14 protein-coding genes and 1 pseudogene are annotated in these 15,830 nt (G+C 68.4%); 10 read left to right on the forward strand and 5 right to left on the reverse strand.

The genetic code is table 11. The features are described 5' to 3' along the window. Nucleotides 1–58: 58 nt before the first annotated feature. The 7 genes and pseudogenes from HNQ79_RS27700 (at nt 59) to HNQ79_RS27730 (ending at nt 8,382) form a co-directional block, all read left to right on the forward strand. Nucleotides 59–667, forward strand: coding sequence for an ABATE domain-containing protein (locus HNQ79_RS27700; RefSeq protein ID WP_185035609.1), 609 nt, complete (start codon nt 59–61; stop codon nt 665–667). An 817-nt stretch (nt 668–1,484) separates the two neighbouring features. Then, nucleotides 1,485–4,856: an RHS repeat-associated core domain-containing protein gene (locus tag HNQ79_RS27705; protein ID WP_376699999.1), complete on the forward strand. Its 3,372-nt coding sequence runs from the start codon at nt 1,485–1,487 to the stop codon at nt 4,854–4,856. A gap of 745 nt (nt 4,857–5,601) precedes the next feature. Continuing rightward, nucleotides 5,602–5,931 (forward strand): hypothetical protein, encoded by a 330-nt coding sequence (locus tag HNQ79_RS27710; protein ID WP_185035610.1) that lies wholly within the window; start codon nt 5,602–5,604, stop codon nt 5,929–5,931. Between the two features lie 250 nt (nt 5,932–6,181). Then, nucleotides 6,182–6,385, forward strand: a pseudogene (locus HNQ79_RS34840) (TIGR02391 family protein); the annotation flags it as partial. A 74-nt stretch (nt 6,386–6,459) separates the two neighbouring features. After that, nucleotides 6,460–6,717 (forward strand): hypothetical protein, encoded by a 258-nt coding sequence (locus tag HNQ79_RS27720; protein ID WP_185035611.1) that lies wholly within the window; start codon nt 6,460–6,462, stop codon nt 6,715–6,717. A gap of 8 nt (nt 6,718–6,725) precedes the next feature. Continuing rightward, entirely contained in the window at nt 6,726–7,094 is a 369-nt protein-coding gene (locus HNQ79_RS27725) for a hypothetical protein (protein ID WP_185035630.1), read from the forward strand. Nucleotides 7,095–7,254: 160 nt separating this feature from the next. Further along, on the forward strand, nt 7,255–8,382 hold the full coding sequence (locus HNQ79_RS27730; RefSeq protein WP_185035612.1) for a hypothetical protein: 1,128 nt from the start codon (nt 7,255–7,257) through the stop codon (nt 8,380–8,382). 34 nt (nt 8,383–8,416) lie between these two features. Here HNQ79_RS27730 and ku read toward each other — a convergent pair whose 3' ends face one another. Continuing rightward, nucleotides 8,417–9,352 (reverse strand): non-homologous end joining protein Ku, encoded by a 936-nt coding sequence (ku, locus tag HNQ79_RS27735; protein WP_185035613.1) that lies wholly within the window; start codon nt 9,350–9,352, stop codon nt 8,417–8,419. A 299-nt stretch (nt 9,353–9,651) separates the two neighbouring features. On the opposite strand from ku, the gene HNQ79_RS27740 reads away from it, so the two are divergent. The 3 genes from HNQ79_RS27740 to HNQ79_RS27750 all read left to right on the forward strand — a co-directional run bounded on the left by HNQ79_RS27740 (nt 9,652) and on the right by HNQ79_RS27750 (nt 11,950). After that, a complete protein-coding gene (locus HNQ79_RS27740; protein WP_185035614.1) occupies nt 9,652–10,770 on the forward strand; it encodes a DNA polymerase Y family protein in 1,119 nt (372 codons plus the stop codon). Beyond that, nucleotides 10,767–10,973, forward strand: a complete 207-nt coding sequence (locus HNQ79_RS27745; RefSeq protein WP_185035615.1) for a hypothetical protein — start codon at nt 10,767–10,769, stop codon at nt 10,971–10,973. Before HNQ79_RS27740 ends, HNQ79_RS27745 begins: the two co-directional genes overlap by 4 nt. 302 nt (nt 10,974–11,275) lie before the next feature. Further along, nucleotides 11,276–11,950, forward strand: a complete 675-nt coding sequence (locus tag HNQ79_RS27750; protein ID WP_185035616.1) for a hypothetical protein — start codon at nt 11,276–11,278, stop codon at nt 11,948–11,950. 146 nt (nt 11,951–12,096) lie between these two features. Here HNQ79_RS27750 and HNQ79_RS34615 read toward each other — a convergent pair whose 3' ends face one another. The 4 genes from HNQ79_RS34615 to HNQ79_RS27775 form a co-directional block, all read right to left on the reverse strand. Beyond that, nucleotides 12,097–12,840, reverse strand: coding sequence for a DUF6193 family natural product biosynthesis protein (locus HNQ79_RS34615; RefSeq protein ID WP_185035617.1), 744 nt, complete (start codon nt 12,838–12,840; stop codon nt 12,097–12,099). Between the two features lie 172 nt (nt 12,841–13,012). Further along, entirely contained in the window at nt 13,013–13,756 is a 744-nt protein-coding gene (locus tag HNQ79_RS27765) for a MucR family transcriptional regulator (RefSeq protein ID WP_229923801.1), read from the reverse strand. After that, the gene (locus HNQ79_RS27770; RefSeq protein WP_185035618.1) at nt 13,753–14,169 is read right to left on the reverse strand and encodes a hypothetical protein; all 417 of its coding nucleotides are present in this window, start codon (nt 14,167–14,169) and stop codon (nt 13,753–13,755) included. The genes HNQ79_RS27765 and HNQ79_RS27770 overlap by 4 nt, the downstream gene beginning before the upstream one ends. Nucleotides 14,170–14,371: 202 nt before the next feature. Continuing rightward, a complete protein-coding gene (locus tag HNQ79_RS27775; RefSeq protein WP_229923800.1) occupies nt 14,372–15,736 on the reverse strand; it encodes a tetratricopeptide repeat protein in 1,365 nt (454 codons plus the stop codon). Nucleotides 15,737–15,830 lie beyond the last annotated feature (94 nt).

Consider the following 15,830-nt stretch of genomic DNA (forward strand, 5'->3'; position numbering starts at 1 on the left):
AACGTGACACCAGGCTAGGCGGGTGTCACGGAAAAACGCAAGCGCTACCATGAGAGGTATGGATGACACCCTGGCCGCCGACGTGGCACCGACCGCTCTGCCCCCGGCACCGGGTGCCGACCGGTACCGCTCCCTGGACTTCGCCGACACCGCCGCCACCCTGCCCGCCGACCAGAGCTACGACCTGCTCGCCGCCCCGGAAACCGCCATGCGCTGGCTCACCGCCCACGACCTGACCGCTCCGGACGTGCAGCTCTACGAGTTCTGCGCCCAGCGGATGCGCACCCTGCGCGGACACATCCGCGCCCTGTTCACCGCGCGCGTGGACGGCGCACCCCCGCCCGAGGAATCCCTGCACGCGGTGAACGAGGCCCTCACGGCCGTGCCCACCGCCCCCCTCCTCGCCTGGGACGGAGCCCAAGGACTGCGCCGCGTCCAGGCGCACCCCACCGACCAGGCCGTCAACCACGCCCTGGCGACCCTCGCCGCCGACGCCGCCGACCTGCTCACCGGCCCCGACGCCGACATCCTCGCCGCCTGCGGATCAGCCCCCTGCGACCGGTTCCTCCTGCGCACCCACGGCCGGCGCCACTGGTGCTCCACCCGCTGCGGCGACCGCGTCCGTGCCGCCCGCGCCTACGCCCGGCGCAGCGGCGCCTCGGACTGACACACCACCCCCTGGCCCCTCCTGCGGACCGCCCGGTGGTCACGCGAAACACCTCCAGCAGGCCGCTGCCGGATGCCAACCGACAGCCGGGTACTCGATCACTGAACGGGCTCTCTCACAAACGCGACCCTGGAAGGGCTGGAGGCCGCGGCCCGCAAGGGCAAGTACGGCGGCCGGCCCCCGGTCATCACCGACGACCTGCTGCACAACCGGCGCGGGCCCTGCCCGTCCAGGTCGGCCCGTCCCCTGACATCAAAGTGCATTGACATTGATCATGGCTGGCGAGCTCAAACGACTCCCGAAGTCACCGCCAACTCCCGCAGAAACTGACACAGCCAGCAACAACGGTGTGCTGACGTTCTCTTGGCATGGCATCTCTGGCTATGCCCGCCAGCAAATCGCAACCACATCAGGGCCTCGCATCGGCGGGCGGCCGTCCGGGGATCATGTTGTCTCGTCTGCCCCAGTGCGTGTGGCTTTCTCATCCTGCTGGCAGGGGTCAGCTCTGCTGAACAGGAATCTCAGCGGTCTGGCAAAGGCATATGTTGAAGTTCCCCTCAGCAAAGGATCATGACCCGGAGGAGCGCAAGGAACCGGCCACATCACCTCGGAGCAGCTCTCGCACTTCTTGGCGGAACCTCTGCCTCCTTCAGGAGGTGCCATCACATTTCCCCCCGAAACAGAGGGGCCTAATTTTGCGCGCATGGGTTCGATATTCAGGGGTACGGCCACCTCGCCATGGAGGAACTGTGTGAGCGTGTGCGCGTCCAGTGGCCACTGAGGTCACCGGCAACCGAACCTCCCTGGGGGGAAGTTGATGCAGAAGCACACGCAGATACGGGCGAGACGCTCGGTGGTAGTGGCGTTGTCGGTACTGGCGCTGGGGGCGGCCGCCCTGCCGACGGCGATGGCCGACCCGGTGGATCCGCCGCCGATGCCTGCGAACTCCGTATGGGGCAAGGACGACCCGAAGCTCCCGATCCCGCCGGTCAAGGTGGGCACGAACAAGGCGGTGGCCGCGGAGCCGGAGGCGGCCCCGTCGAAGGACCGGGCGGCCTGGCGCGCCGCGCAGAAGCAGCGCGCGCAGTCGTCGCAGAAGGCCCGCCTCGCCGCCCCGGCAGCACCCCTGCTGGCGGAGGCCCCGAAGGGTCAGGGCGCGGTTCCCTGGCACAGGATCTCCGACTTCCGGATCACGGACTCCCTCGTGGCGAGGGTGAATTACTCGACCGGCAACCTGATGCTCGCAGGCACGGACTTCGACGTGCCGGGTGTCGGCCAGAGCCTGCAGCTCACCCGGACGTACAACTCGATGGACGCGCCGTGGGGCAAGGTCTCCCAGCGCTGGTGGCAGGGCTGGGAGCGGTACGCCCAGATCACCGACACCGAGTTCGTGTGGTTCGACTCCACGGGCGCCTCGGTAAGTTTCGTGAAGAAGGCGGACGGGACGTACACCACCCCGGCCGGGTACTCCAAGGACCTGACGAAGAACGCGGACGGCACCTACACGCTGACCGACCGCAAGTCGGGCTCGAAGGACACGTACAACGCGGGCGGCACCCTGACGAAGGTCACCGACCGCAACAACGGCACGATCACCGTCACCCAGCACGATGCCGGTACGGAACACAAGGGCTTCAAGCTGACCGAGACCCGCTCGGGCCGCTTCGTCGACCTGGTGAAGACGGACGCCTCGCAGTGGCAGGCCAAGGACCACACCGGCCGCACCGCCGTCTTCGACCTCAACCCCGCGGGTGACCTCGCCAGGAGCACCGACACGGCCGGCAAGTCCACGGCCTTCGAGTACGACTCCTCGCGCCGCCTGACCCGGATCACCACCCCGGACGGCCGGGTCACCAACTTCGGCTACGACGCCCAGAACCGCGTCACCTCCATGCAGCGGGCCACCGCCTTCAACGGCAACGCCCACACCGGCCCGACCCACACCTACGCGTACGAGGCCGGCAAGACGAAGGTCACCGACCCCGAACAGCACACCACCACCTACGAGCTGAACGCGGACGGCGGCGTCACCAAGACCACCGACGCCCTCGGCCACTCGCGTTCCTCCACGTACGACGCGAACCACAACGTCAAGACCGCCACGGATGCGATGGGTGTGGGCACCACGCCGGGCAACGAGACGGCGTACGGCTGGGACGCCCGCAACAACCCCACCTCCGCCAAGCTCCCCACCGGAGCGACCTCGGCGGTCGGCGCGTACGCCACGAGGGCGGGCCGGGACGTTCCCGGCACGATGGAGTCCGCGGACGGCGAGAAAACCTCCTTCACCTACGACGCGGCGGGCAACACCGAATCGGTGGCCGTCTCGGGCACAGGCGGCGGCACGGAGAAGTTCACGTACAACAAAGCCACCCCGACCTGCGGCGGGTTCGAGGGCCAGCGGTGCACAGTCACCGACGCCCGCGGCAAGGTCACCAAGTTCCAGTACGACGCCAAGGGCAACCTCATCGAGGTCACCCCGCCCGCCCCGCTGGGCAAGACCACCTACACCTACGACGCACTCGGCCGCATCGAGACCTCGGTGGACGGCCGCGGCGTCAACTCCGTCTTCACCTACGACAACCGCGACCGCATCACGGAGGTCTCCTCCTCCACCACCACGGTCACCTACGTCTACGACGGCGACGGCAACCTCTCCCAGCGCACGGACGACGCCGGTCTGATCAAGTACGCCTTCGACCCGCTGTCCCGCGAGACGATCCGCACCCTCCAGAACGGCTCCCAGACCGAGCTGACCTACACCCCGGCAGGCAACGTCGACACCTACAAGGACCCCTCCGGCCTCACCGACTACACCTACGACGCCGCCAACCGTCTGACCGCGCTGAAGGACCCGTCGGGCAAGACCACGACGTACACCTACAACGCCAACGACGTCCGCACGAAAACCACTTACCCCGGCGGCACAGTCCAGGAGGTCACCCCGGACAAGTCCGGCCGCCCGACCACCATCAAGGCGACGTCGCCCAAGGGCACGCTGACGAACACCTCGTACACCTACTCCTACGTCTCCGGGACGGCGACGAAGGACGGCATGAAGATCCGCACCGCCACCGACGGCGTGATGGGCCTGAAGAAGACCTACGAGTACGACAGCGCGGGCCGCTTCTCCTACTCCACGGAGATGAAGGGCACCACCCTCGCCGCGTCCTACCAGTACTGCTACGACGCTGCGGGCAACCTCACCTCCCAGGGCTCGACGAAGGGCTGCCCCTCCGGCACCGCCCTCACCTACAACGACGCCTCCCAGCTCATCTCCCGCGCCGGCTCCACCGCCGGATGGGGTTACGACAAGGCGGGCAACGAAACCGACGGGGCCAGCGGCGCCGAACGCGCCCGCACAGGCGGCATCTGGTCCGACCACTCCCAGCAGACCTCGGTCACCGTCGCGGGCAAGAAGTACACCGGCCTCTACGGCTCCACCGACCAGTCCGAGCGCCTCTTCTACGGGGATACCACCCTGCACAACGGCCCGCTCGGCCTGGCTGGAAAGACCGACCCGACCGGCGACATGCGATTCAACCGGGAAGCCGGGGGCACCCTCAACTCCATGACGACCGGGGGCAAGTCGTACTACTACCTCACCGACGCACTGGGCTCCGTCCTGGCCATGGCCGACGAGACCGGCACCAAGGTGAACGAATACCGCTACAGCCCCCGCGGCGTCGACGGCACCTTCACCGAAAAGGTCCCCCAGCCCTACCGCTTCGCCGGCGGCTACCAGGACCCGACAGGTCTCTACCACCTCAAGGCCCGGTACTACGACCCGCGCATCGGACGCTTCACCAGCCCCGACCCCTCCGGCCAGGAGAAGAACCCTTACCTCTACGCCGAAGGCGACCCCGTCAACCGCATCGACCCCAACGGGACGTTGAGCGTAGGGGGAGTTCTTAAAGGCGCCACGAAAGCTGTAGGCCTCTATGACGACGTGAAGTCCGGCGCAGAGGCCGTGGGTGCGCTCGCGAACGGCGAATACGGGAAAGCCGCCGCCATCGGGGCGGGGATGGCAGCTGGTGCACTTACGGAATCCGCTTGCGGAACGGCTGCTGTTGCCGCTGGGGCGCCTACTGGTGGAGTAGGTGGCGCCGTGGTGGGGGCTGCGTGTTTCAAGGTCGGGGATTACGTGGGCGACAAGGTTGAGGAAGAAGGAATGGACGCCTGGACATAAACGGTAAGGGCCGGGGGAGGGCGATTCCGCCCTCCCCCGGTCAGCTAGTCACCCAATGAATAACCCTATACTCGGAGGCTGACATGGAAAACAATACGCTGGCCGCGTTGAGCGGTGCGTCCGGTGCAATCATCGCCACCGTGGTTGTGGTCATCGGTATAGCGGCGGCTTTGTACGTTCGATTGAAGAAATAGCAGGTCTTTGCGTATGAAGGCTGCCGTCGGGGAGGCCGCTCCGGCGGCGGTTCTGTAACGTCACGATCGAAAGGACATGCCGTGGTGACTGCAAGCGGGATCAACAGTGCGGGGCCCTACGGGACGGCTGTATTCATTGGGTGCCTCATCGTTCTGGTTGTTCTTATCCTGTGGAACAGGTCACGAAAGCGCTGAGCTTTCTACGTGACGGGAGATTGGTCGGCTGCGGCAAGGAGCGCCAAATGGCGGAATCCACCGTAACGGGGATAGTGGCAATCTCATGAGGGAGGGTTGATTGCTTACAGTTCCAAATTTACTAGAAGAGCCACCGAGGGTATTGGTTTTTTGCCCACACTAACGCGCGAGCGGGCAAGCCTACAGCCCGAATTGGGTCTATCCTGATCGGGCCTTGTTAATCATGAAGGTTCTCACGCTATTCGGTCTCATTAAGGCTAGGTAGCAGAAAGTTCGTAAGCCGTAAGGTTCAACTGACAGCAGCATCGGCAATGGATCGATTGCCTCTACCTGCTCTTTTGGAAAGGGATATTCACATGCCGGGCATCAAGCGCCCGTTCTCGAATCCGCAGAGCCCGGCAGAGTACGCCGCGAACCGACAGGCCGCCGACGCCTATGACCGCCAGGAGCAGAACGAAGGCCTCCCCTCCCCGCGGTACGAACCCGCTCGCGCCGACATCGCCGGCCGCCCGACCACGGCACAGCAAGTTGCGTACGCCGCCGACCGGCTGCTGTTCAGCGACCCGAGCGGCTCGGAGCGGGCCATAGCCGAACTCCTCAACTACGTGGCCGCGACCTGGGAACAGCAGGACCTTCCGCTACGCCAGCACGCCCAAGCCGTCGCGCGCGCCCTGCGCACCCAGTAGACCGGATTCCACGGCACCCGGCGCGCGTACCGTGAGGTGACGACCCGCCGAGAGGACCAGATGAGCGCGCAGCCTGACCACGCACCCCTCACGCCATAGGCCCCCGCATCCGTCGGGCCCGGTACGCACCGACTATGACCTGAGCGACTTCGAGATGGCGTGCCGCGATGAAGGCGGTTGAGATTGCCGCCCGGGATGCTGCCGGACTCGACAACTCCCCGGTCGGTGTAAAGCTGATGAGGGGGGCTTCCTGCCGCACCAGAGTGGCAAGGCCGGCGGGGCGCTCACGGATACGGGAGCTGAAGCAGGCGAGCAGGACGCCGCTTCCGCGCTGATCGCGGGAGCTATGGGCGTGTACAAGAACCCCGCCAGCCACCGCACGGTCGATTTCGAGAATCCGATCGAAGCAGCCGAAATCATTCAGCTCGCCGACCTCCTGCTGCGCAGGGTGGAGAGGGCCAAGAGACAGAAGAGCTTAAGGGTACGGGTACGTACCCGTACCCTTAAGGCATGGGAAGGAGTTCCACCATGTCTGATGCCAACGTCCGGATCCCCGAGGAAGCCAAGACCAGGCTTGCCGCGATCGCGGCCGCCGAAGGGCTCTCGCTGCGCGCCTACCTGGCCCGCCTCGCCGACACCCTCCTCACCCCGAAGGAGCGCGCCGACCGCGCCGCCGCAGCTCAGATCGCACTCCAGGAGTGGAACGGGTACGCCCCCACCAAAGGGGAGGAGCAGGATCTCGACAACGAGCTCGACCGGCGTCTCGCTCAGGTGCAGCCCCAGTGAGCGGGGCGATGCACATCGTCCTGGACGAGAGCGCGATGGCCGCCGTCGGCCAGGGCAACGTGCTGGCCTCCCGGCTCATCCACCGTGCGCATGCCGAAGCCGAGTGGTTTCTCTACGCCCCGGCCTGCGCCCTCGTCGAGGCCGACCGGGCCCGCCCCGGCACCGCCGAACACCTTGCCGCGATGCCAGGGATCACTGTCCTGGACCTTGACCTGGCCGCCGCACTGGCCGTCGCAAGAGGGAAGACGTGGGCGGCCGCGCACAGCCAGCACGCCGCACAGCCCACCCCCGACCGGCCCGACGGGGCGGTCATCGCCACCACCACCCCCAAGCGGTGGGAGAACGAGGCGGTCCGCGTCATCGACCTCACTCCTTGACAGGCCCCGGCCTGCAACCCGGGAGATCCGGGCGTCGACTCGTCCTTCCGGGGCCCCCGCTTTCACCCTGCGGGGCTGTTTGCCCGTCTTCAGGGGGTCGACGTCCTGGTGGCTGTGTGATCGGCTGGGCGCCGGAGTGTGCTGAAGGGGAGAGGTTCCGATGGGCGGGCAGGGAGAAGCGGAGGAGAGCTGGCGGGTGCCGCTGACGCGGGTGGCGGGCGGTCCGGCACGAGCAGGCGGCGTCGGCGCGGTGCCCGCAGTGTTCGTCATGCACTGCCCCTGGTCGGAGGAGGAGAGCCTGGTGGTGCCGGAGGGAGGCGGGGTGCTCCTTGCGGCCTCCGCACCGCCGGCACGCGACGTGGTCCTCGCCTGCTTGGAGGGCCTGCCGCAGGCCGAGGCGGAGCTGCTGTGGGAAGAGTACGAGCGGCAGCGCAGATTCATGCGGGAGGGGATGGTCGACAGCCTGGTCGTACTGCGCGACCCGCAGCTCACGGCTGACACCCAGCTTGCCGCCGTCCGGGCAGACGCACGCGATTGTTCCGCCATCACCCTCGTGGCAGGGGACGGGACGCCGCAGCTCATCGCCCTGTACCCGTGGGGAGATGCCCCGGCCAGGATGATTGGGGCGGAGGAGCTCGGGAGTGACGAGCAGGGGGAGCGGATGTCGCCGGCGCTGCCCGCATCGGCGCTGCTCGCCTGGTACTACGGCTGGGACACCGCCGCCGACGGGGACCCCAAACTCCGCGAGGGCGGCCCGTTCGAAGTGCCCTGGCCGGACATGCTGGAGGTGGTCGGCCCTCAAGGGAAGGGGGCCCGACGCTGGCTGCGGGTGCGGGCAGAGGAGCCGTTGCGGGTACCGGACTCGCTGTGGGAGTACGCCGCCTCGGCAGCAGACCAACTCATGCGATGGCACGCCCACGGCGTCCCGGGCCGCATGGAGGAGCCCCGGCACACCCGGGCGGTGGTCCTGCTGGCCGCCGCGATCACCGAGCAGGCCCGGTCCGCACACACGGACGTCGCACCCGCGAAGGCCGTCCTCGCCGTCGAACTCGGGGCCGCGGACCGGGTGATCGAGCACTACGGGGCGCCGGCACTCCAGGTGTGCCCGGCGGTACCGGGCGTCGGGCAGGAGGAGCGGGACGCGCTGCTCGCGGTGTACGGCACCACGGAGTACACCTCGGTGGAAAGCCACGTCCGTGCCGCACTGACAGCGCACCTGGCCGACGCCGACGATCCCCACGTCACCATCGCGGGGCGACGGGAGGCGATGATCTCGCGCCGACACTGACGCGAACCCCGGGACGCCGACCCAAGAGCGCTGGTCAGGCGCTCGTCCTGCGTGAACTCTTCTTCGGTGCGGCCTTGGTGGTCTTCTTCGCCGCGGCATTCTTCGCCGCATTCTTCGCCTTGGCGGTCTTCTTCTGGGCGTGGTCGCTGAGGTCGTGCACGCTCGCGTCACTGTCGCTGGCTTCTCCGCGGGAGGCGCGGGCCGACTCTACGGACTGCTGGAGGGCCGCCATCAGATCGACCACCTTCTCCTGCGGCTGCCCGTCCCCGACTTCCGGGGTGGTGGGCTGGTGGCCTTCTGCTTTCGCCGCGAGGAGTTCCTCCAGGGCTTCGCGGTAGTGGTCGCGGTAGCCCTCCAGCCCGTCGTCGGTGGTCATCTCCTCCATCAGGGAGATCGCCGCGTCGATTTCCTTGTCGTCGAGTTCGATCTTTTTCGGAGCGAGTTCGTCGGGGGAGCGGATCTCGTCGGGCCACTTCATCGCGTGCAGGACCAGGGCGTCCTCCATCACGCGCAGCAGCCCCAGTCGCTCACGGCCGTGCCACGCGAACTTCGCGACGGCCACCTTGGAACTGCGCTCCAGGGCCTTGCGGAGCAGGACGTACGGCTTTGCGGCGACGGCGCCGTCGGCGGAGAGGTAATAGCTGTCCCCGATCCGCACGGGGTCGATGGAGTCGGCGGGGACGAACGCCACAATCTCGATTGCCTTCGCGGTCGGCAGCGGCATGTTGTTCAGCTCTTCGTCGGTGATCTCCACGATGGTGTCCTTGGAGACCTCGTACCCGCGGCCGATCTCATCGGCGCTGAGGACCTCGCCGTCCAGGTCGCAGACCTTCTGGTAGCGGATCCGACCCATGTCCTCCACGTGGTACTGGTGGAAGCTGATCTGGTGGTTCTCCGTCGCGGGCAGCACCTTGATCGGGATCGTGACCAGGCCGAAGGAGACGGCACCGCTCCAGACAGGGCGTGGCATGGGAATCCTCCAGCATCCGGGGGATCCAGCCTAGGCGTCGAGCCCACGGGCGGCACGCGGAAGCCGGGCCGCCCGGTGCCGTGCGGCAGAGGGACGGTCCAGCCCTGGCGGCTGAGCCAGTCATGTGCGCGGGAGGCGTGCGATTTGATCGGTTCGGCCCCGGTTGGCCGACCGCGTCCAGTACCGCTGGGGAGATTGATCCATTCGCGAGGGGGTCTGTCGAACGCTAAGGTTCGAACAAAGATTCGAATGAGCGAAAGCGGAGATGGTGGCTACCCCCGGCAGGGAAGGGGTACGCCATGCCTGACGGCAGCCGCTCCATCCTTCGAATCCACTTCCATCTCCCGCACGGCGACGGGGCAGAAGACCGCTACGAAACCCTCTTGCAGCTCCTCCAGGACTTCACCCCCCTGGTGCAGCCACTGCCGCCGGACAGCGCCGAACTCGATGTCACCGGCGCGCTGCGCCATTTCGACATGGATACCCCTGCGCTCGCCACGATGATCCAGATGAGGGTGGTCGGGCTGCATGGCATCCCGACCAGCGTCGGGAGCGGCCCGACCCGCCTGATCGCCTCGATGGCCGCCGACATCTCCGCGCCCGGCCACGCCACCCACATCACACCCGGCCAAGTAGAGGCGTTCCTGCGGCCTCGGCCCATCGCCGCCCTGCCCGGCATCGGACCGTCGACCGCCCGCACCCTGACGCGGTACGGGCTGCACAGCATCGGCGCCCTCGCCGACACCCCGCTACTCACCCTCCAGCGCATGCTGGGCACCGCCACCGGCCGCCTCCTGCACGAGCGCGCCCACGGCCTCAACCCCCGCCCTGTCGCGCCCGGCGAACTGGCCAAATCGATCAGCGCCCGCCACGACTTCCCACACGACACCCTCGCGCCCGACGCCCAGCGCAAGGCACTCCTGGAAGTCACGGAGGAACTCGGGCTGCGCCTGCGCACCACCCGCCAGGTCGCCGGCACCCTCTCGGTGACCGTCCAATACGCGAACCGGAGCACCACCACCCGCAGCCGCACCCTCACCGAGCCCACCCACCACAGCCGGACCCTGGCCGCCACCGCCTACGAGATCCACACCCTGCTCGGACTCCAGCGGGCCCGCGTACGCGCCCTCACCCTCCGCGCCGAAGCACTGACCCCCGTCACCGACGCCTCCTACCAGCTCACCTTCGACCCCGTCGACGACGACGCCCGCACCGTCGAGGCAGTCGCCGACCGCCTCCGCGCCCGCTTCGGCAACACGGCCCTGATACCCGCCGCCCTGGCAGTATCGGACCGCACCCGCTCACCACGCGCACGCGCGGCCACACGGCCTCAGCACCCGTCCGCGGGCTCCGCTACGGCACAGCCCGCGGCCGGCATCAAGCACACCGGATTCGCACAGCACCAGGAGCTGCCATGAACGAGTCACCCACCCCCTACACGGGCTACGAGGAGGAATTCGCCTCGCTTGCCGCCACCCACCGCGGACGTCCACCGGCCAGCGTGGTCCCACTGCTGCGCCGTGCCGCACACCGAGCGCTCCTTGAATTCACGGAGAACGACCTCCAGGAGCAGGCCACAGCCATCAGCTCCGGCTACGGCCTGCGGGTAGCCGTCAGCTGACAGCCTGCAGGCACCGATAGGACGTACGGGACGGTGATGGTTTTGCCGGTCGCCGACAGCACACCTAGGGCCTGTCTGGAGGCTGCGTATCCAGATCAGGGCTCAAGAGTCATCGGCGTCGCGTTAAACGAGACGTTCCTCCAGCGCGGCGAGCATGTAGGCGAGTTGCGAGGCTGGTGCAGGAGCCCCGAGGGCCGGATCCGGCTTGGTCGGCCTACTCAAACGCCTCGGGGAAGATCACCCGGGGACAGTTGAGTACCCGTACTCACATGCCGTCGATCCGGCGCGCACAGGATGAGCACATGAAGCGAATCCTCGGCACGCACCGCTACCTCATCTCCGCAACTGCCCTGTGCGCACTGGCCCTCACCGCATGCGGCACCACCCAGGCCGACAACAGCGGCCCCGCGACGGCGGCCAAGCCCGCGAAGGGTGCCGACGCCGCGGCGGCTCCGAAGCCGGATGCCGAGCCCGGCCCCGAAGAATCCGCTCAGCTGCTCACCTTCATGACGTTCCTGAACAAGGTCGCCGAGCCCTGCTCCCTTGACCTCCCCAAGGAGCCGCCGCTCGCCGACGAAGCGCCCGCCACTCCGCCGGCCTCTCCGCCGCCGCCCATCTCCGACGGGCCGCCGCCCTCGCCCGACGAATTGAATCCGGGCTCGTACAAGGAGACCGAGGAAGACAAGAAGGCGGAGGCGCAGCTGGAGACCATGAACAAATGCGTCACCAAGGCGCACACCGACCGCGTCACCAAGGCAGTGAAGGGCCTCAAGGCACCTACACAGGTGCGCGGCTCGCTGAACCGCAGCGGATACGTGGACAGCGTGCTGAAGACGCGCGAGCAGCCCGGCACCGGGACGCGCTTCAGTCTGGACCTGGGCAGCCTGTGCCTGACCGGCACGGCCGACGGCAGCGCGTCCCCGTCCGTACAGGGCCACGAGGTGCTGGACCCGGAGAACCCCTGCCCCCGCCTCTGACTGGCCCCGGAAGAACCCCTGCCCCCGACCTCCGAACGGCCCAGCGGGACGTCAGCCTCCGACCGGCCCCGTCGAGGCCCGGATGACCAGTTCCGGGTCGAGCAGAAGCTCACCCGTGGGCACGTCCCAGTTGCCGACCAGCGCGATCACACTCCGACTGACCTCCAGGGCCCGGCGGTTCCCGCGACGGCCGGACCGAGATCGGTGGGGAGATGGCGCATTGCCAGGGCAACGGCCTCTTCGGCTGTGGCGGCCTTGCCGAGAACATCATCGGAGAGCGGATGCCTCTTCACGCGGAATGGGCTGCCACTGTGTGACGGGACGATGGCCACCTCAACGCGGAACGGGTATCCAGTGCAGGAGCTGAAGCCGAGCGTCCAATGGCTGGAGAATACATAGAGCTGTCGCAGCCGTGGTTCTGCATGAGCCGCTTCCACGAGTTCGCCGAACCCTGTGAAATCCGGTTCCTCGGCCGCCTGCTCCCGCATTGTGCGCCACTGCAGCTCCACCACCGCGGCCGACCCGCGTTCGTGAGCTTCGGCGCGCTTGCTGGAACGCAGAAACGACAGCTCAGCCCGCAGCTCCCGCAGGCTCCTGCCCTGCCCCCATGCCGCTCCGGCTCTGACGACATCCGCCAGGTCGGACGTGGCTCCGGTGATGAGTTCGACTCCGTGACTCCAGCCGGAGACACCGAACCAGCGGCTCTCCGCCCCGATGTGAACGGATAGCGGCTTGCGCTCAGGGACCGACGGGGCAATGCCCGCCGAAACGAGTGGGCCCCAATCGCCGGGTACCACCGTGAGATCGGCACCGAGTTCGGCCGCCAGCTGTTCCAGCGCTGCGGCCAGGCTGCCCGCAGCAGCCAGATCAGGGTAAAGGTCAGAGTCCACCTTCATAGTCTGCTGTCGCGCCGCCGCCAAGGGAACGGCGATCAGACGTCGCAGCGAAGCCGTGGGCACGTGACTCCGGCTGTCCGTTGCTCAGCCTGGAGAGCCAATGACGTCACGCTCAGTCAGCCTTCCACGGAAAGTGAGCCAGAACCCCAGAACGGGCGTCACTATCTCAACCGTGCCCGGAGAGCTGTCGCCAGCGTTTAACGGTGCTCGCGCCAACTCCGATTCGCGTTGCTGCTGCCCGGCTCGGCAGGTGCCGCGTCGCGTCGATCGCTGCGGCCATGGACTCGAATCCGGCGGTGTGCGCCTTGGCCTCTAGGGCGGCGCCGCGGGCTTGACGGGCTGCGGGAAGGGACCGGCGGGCGCCGGCGGCTCGTGCTGCCCGTACGGCGGGTAGGTCATCAGTGCCGGCCCGAGCCTCGGCGGAGCGCCGGGCCAGTTCCTGCTGGGAGGGCGTGGCGGCGCGCATCCGGGCGACGAACTCCGGGTCCTCGGACATCGCGGAGGCAGTGCTCTGGGCCAGGGCGGCGCGCACATCGGTGGCCATGAGCGCGGTGGTGGCAGGGAGACGGTGCTCCGCGCGGTACTCGGCGGCCGTCACCTGATGAGCGCGGGCAAGGTGCGGCCCGAGGGAGCGGAAGCGGTGTCCGCAGGACAGGCATGTGACAAGCCCGTCAGCATCGGCGCCGGACGGGCGGCGGGATCCCGTACCGCCGTGGCGAGCGACAGCGCGCAGAGCGTCCAAATCCCACAGCAGCGCCCGCCCTTTCGCGCGGCAGGCCACCGGGTCGGGCCAGCGTCCCCGCTGCTGCTGCATGACGGATTTGAGGCTGCCTCGGGCGTAGCCGAGAAGCGGTTCCGCCTCCCGCCGGGTGACCAGGCGGGAGGCGGAACCGTCGTCGTCGGTGCTCACCGGCGGCCGTCGCGGATCTGGTAGATACGTTCCCGGGACAGATCGGCAGCGGCGGCGATGGCGGTAACCGGGGCCTTCTTGCTCGCGACAGCCGCCCGGATCACCGTGTTGAACTGGTCGTCAGCCTCCGTCTTCACGCGGTCGCGTTCGGCGCGGGCGGCGCGGATCTCCTGAAGGAGGTCATCACCTGCGGTGGATGCGGGCTCGCCGGGAGTCACGCCGTTGAGGTGGTCGGCGATGATCTGCCACTGGTCATTCAGCGGGTATCCCTCATCGTCCGTGTCCAGACCGGACGCCAGGGCGCTGAGATCGTCCTTGCTCACGGGCTCGAAGTCGTCGCCACGGTCGATGGCGGCTTTCGGATTGGGGCTGTTCCACAGGGTGCGGATCTGCTCCACCGTGATGGTCGACATGGGCTCGCCCTTCGCTCAGCACCACTTGTGTAGCGCGCTTGACACTCATCTTCTCCGGCGACAGAGGTACTGTCAAGCGCGCTACACGGCGTGTGAAGTGACTCGTTCTCACGTACAGAGCCAGGTTCGCGTCCACGCAATACGCGGGTGCGTCACCGTCCGGACCATCGCCGTGCCGCCGTCCACCGGCCGCTGTCTTTGGTCACTCGTGGCCGTTCAGGTGTGCTCGGCGGGCGCTTACCAGGTTCCGCCATCGTCGCCGGGTGTGCTGTGCGCCGTCGATCCAGCGTGTGGGCGAGGTGTCCTCAAGCGGCAGGTCGGCCATGAAGGCGGCGATGTCGCTGTAGTAGGCGAAGTCGCCGTCGCGGGTGTTCTCACTCAGCCGGGCGATCGTCGCTGTCACTTGGTCGTGGTCGTTGCGAATGGCGTGGTGGAAGGCGAGGGCGAGGTCCAGGGCGAGTTCGGTGTACGTCACGCCCGCTGCGGTGATTTCGGCGCGCAGTACCTGGGCGCGGTCGTCGATGTCGGCGTCGGTGCGGCCGGCGTCGCGGGCGAGGGCTGCGATGTGGGTGCTCAGGGTGGTGGCGCGGAGGTCCACGCCGACCAGGAGCTGTTCAGCGAGGGCGAGTTCGCTGTCGGCGACGGACGGGTCGGTGAAGGCGAGGGCGAAGGCACGGTGGGCCTGGCTGTTGCTGCGTTCTCCGGTGACGCTGTGGGTTTCGGCTTCGTCGCGTGCTGCGGCGTACGCGGTGGCGGCGCGGTCCATGTCGCCGTGAGGCCACCAGATGTCGCCCTGGACGCGGTGGTGGCGACCGTCCCAGCCCAGGGTGCGGGCGGTGGTGAGGGCGGTGGGGAAGTCGCCGGCCATGCGGGCGAGATGGGCGAGTCCGCGTCGTGCGGCGGGAGCGAGGCGGCCCTGGCCGTCGGCGACGGCCTGCATACCGGTGCGTGAGGCGGGGCTGTCCCCGAGGTCGCGGTGGGCCTTGGCCCGGTAGTACAGGGCCATGTGGTGCAGGTCGTCGGGGAGCAGCTGGCTGTCGATGACCGCGGTGAGGCGGGCGACGGTGTGCGAGCGGTGCTGGTGCTGGCGGCGGGCGAGGGTGCTGAGGAGTTCGACCAGGGCGTCGGCGGCCGTCTCCAGCCGTGCCGGGCCGGGCCTGTGCGGGGCGGGCGGGGCGAGCGGCTCCCACACCGAGTCGCCGACGTACGCCCAGGCTCCGTCGGCGAGCCAGCCGAGGTCGAGGTGCAAGTCGCGGGCCAGGGCGAGACCTTGGCGCAGGGCGCCGACCAGAAGCCGACGGCCGCCTGGCCCGGTGTGGGCCTGCCACTGGGTGCCCAGCGCGGTGAGGGCACGGTCGGCGGCCTGCGCCCAGTCAGTGGGGGTCCAGGCGTCGTCGGTGGCGTCGGGGGCGGTGCGCAGGGTGGTGCGGATCAGGGCGTGCAGGTAGTACGGCCACAGGCCGAAGGGGTTGTCGCGGACGAAGGGCCGCTCGATGAGCCGGCGGGCAGCGCCCTCGTGGACGAGGGCGGCGGTACGCATCACGAGTTCGGTGTCGGTCCTGGACAAAGGGAACCTGTTCCCCCACTGAAGCTCCTAGCCGTAGTCGTGCGGTGATCGGTGCGGTACGCGGCGGACCTGGCCCGCTCAGCGGGCAACAACG

It is taken from the genome of Streptomyces candidus (genome assembly GCF_014207445.1).
In the GTDB taxonomy this organism is placed as follows: Bacteria; Actinomycetota; Actinomycetes; order Streptomycetales; family Streptomycetaceae; genus Streptomyces; species Streptomyces candidus.

Coding starts and splice junctions, on each gene's coding strand:
- HNQ79_RS27705 (WP_376699999.1), top strand. CDS start 1,485: ATGCAGAAGCACACGCAGATACGGGCGAGACGCTCGGTGGTAGTGGCG.
- HNQ79_RS27730 (WP_185035612.1), top strand. CDS start 7,255: ATGGGCGGGCAGGGAGAAGCGGAGGAGAGCTGGCGGGTGCCGCTGACG.
- HNQ79_RS27745 (WP_185035615.1), top strand. CDS start 10,767: ATGAACGAGTCACCCACCCCCTACACGGGCTACGAGGAGGAATTCGCC.
- HNQ79_RS27770 (WP_185035618.1), bottom strand. CDS start 14,169: ATGTCGACCATCACGGTGGAGCAGATCCGCACCCTGTGGAACAGCCCC.
- HNQ79_RS27710 (WP_185035610.1), top strand. CDS start 5,602: ATGCCGGGCATCAAGCGCCCGTTCTCGAATCCGCAGAGCCCGGCAGAG.
- HNQ79_RS27725 (WP_185035630.1), top strand. CDS start 6,726: ATGCACATCGTCCTGGACGAGAGCGCGATGGCCGCCGTCGGCCAGGGC.
- HNQ79_RS27750 (WP_185035616.1), top strand. CDS start 11,276: ATGAAGCGAATCCTCGGCACGCACCGCTACCTCATCTCCGCAACTGCC.
- HNQ79_RS27720 (WP_185035611.1), top strand. CDS start 6,460: ATGTCTGATGCCAACGTCCGGATCCCCGAGGAAGCCAAGACCAGGCTT.
- HNQ79_RS27740 (WP_185035614.1), top strand. CDS start 9,652: ATGCCTGACGGCAGCCGCTCCATCCTTCGAATCCACTTCCATCTCCCG.
- ku (WP_185035613.1), bottom strand. CDS start 9,352: ATGCCACGCCCTGTCTGGAGCGGTGCCGTCTCCTTCGGCCTGGTCACG.
- HNQ79_RS27700 (WP_185035609.1), top strand. CDS start 59: ATGGATGACACCCTGGCCGCCGACGTGGCACCGACCGCTCTGCCCCCG.